Genomic DNA, 1,127 nt, shown 5'->3' on the forward strand with positions numbered 1-1,127 from the left:
GGGTCTGTCCAGCCAACGGTGTAACTCGGGTGGTGTGAGTTAGCGGCGGCCGACGGAGAGTCGGCCGTCGAAGGCGATGTCGAAGGCCTGCAGGGCGGGCTTCCAGCGCATGGTCCAGCGTTTGCGTCCCTGGCCGGTGGGGTCGAGGCTCATGACGGCCATGTAGACGCATTTGAGGGCTGCGGCCTCGTTCGGGAAGTGCCCGCGGGCCCGGACGGCTTTTCGTATGCGGGCGTTGACCGACTCGATCGCGTTGGTGGTGCAGACGACGCGGCGGATCTCGGTGTCGAACTGGAGGAACGGCACGAACTCTGCCCAGGCGTTCTCCCAAAGCCGCACGATTGCCGGATACTTGGCGCCCCACTCTTCCTGGAACTCCAGGAACCGGTCTTCCGCCGCGCTCGCGGTCGGAGCCGTGTAGACCGGCTTGAGCGCGCGGGAGATCTTGTCCCAGTCCTGGCGGCCCGCGTAGCGGAACGACGCCCGGATCAGGTGGACGACACAGGTCTGGGTCACCGCCTGGGGCCAGACCGCCGAGATCGAGTCGGGCAAGCCCTTGAGCCCGTCGCAGACGACCATGCACACGTCCTCGACGCCACGGTTCTTGATCTCGGTCAGGACCTGGAGCCAGTACTTGGCTCCTTCGCCGCCGTCGCCGGCCCATAGGCCGAGGATGTCGCGTGTGCCGTCCACCGTGACCGCAAGTGCGACGTAGATGGGCCGGTTCGCCACCTGCCCGTCTCGCACCTTGACGTGCACGCAGTCGATGAAGATCACCGGATAGACCGGGTCCAGCGGCCGGTTCTGCCACTCGGCCATCCCGTCCATGACCTTGTCGGTGATGGTCGAGATGGTCTGCTTGGACACGCTTGCGCCATAGACCTCGGCCAGGTGGGCGGAGATGTCACCGTGCGTCAGACCGCGTGCGGACAGCGACAGGACCATCTCGTCGACGCCGGTCAGGCGCCTCTGCCGCTTCTTGACGATCTGCGGCTCGAAGCTGCCGTCTCGGTCACGCGGCACCGTGATCTCCACCGGGCCGATGTCGGTCAGCACGGTCTTGGACCGGGCCCCGTTACGGCTGTTGCCGCTGCCGGCACCGGCCGGGTCGTGCTTCTCGTAGCCGA

Annotated in this window: 1 protein-coding gene; it reads right to left on the reverse strand. The window is 66.8% G+C overall.

What is annotated here, in order from left to right; all coding sequences use genetic code 11:
* Positions 1-39: 39 nt before the first annotated feature.
* Positions 40-1,127, reverse strand: a 1,088-nt coding sequence (locus tag ACFW6P_RS32095) for an IS256 family transposase (RefSeq protein ID WP_386425812.1), incomplete at its 5' end; no start/stop codon positions are given.

It is taken from the genome of Streptomyces sp. NPDC058741 (assembly GCF_042746715.1).
Lineage (GTDB): Bacteria > Actinomycetota > Actinomycetes > Streptomycetales > Streptomycetaceae > Streptomyces.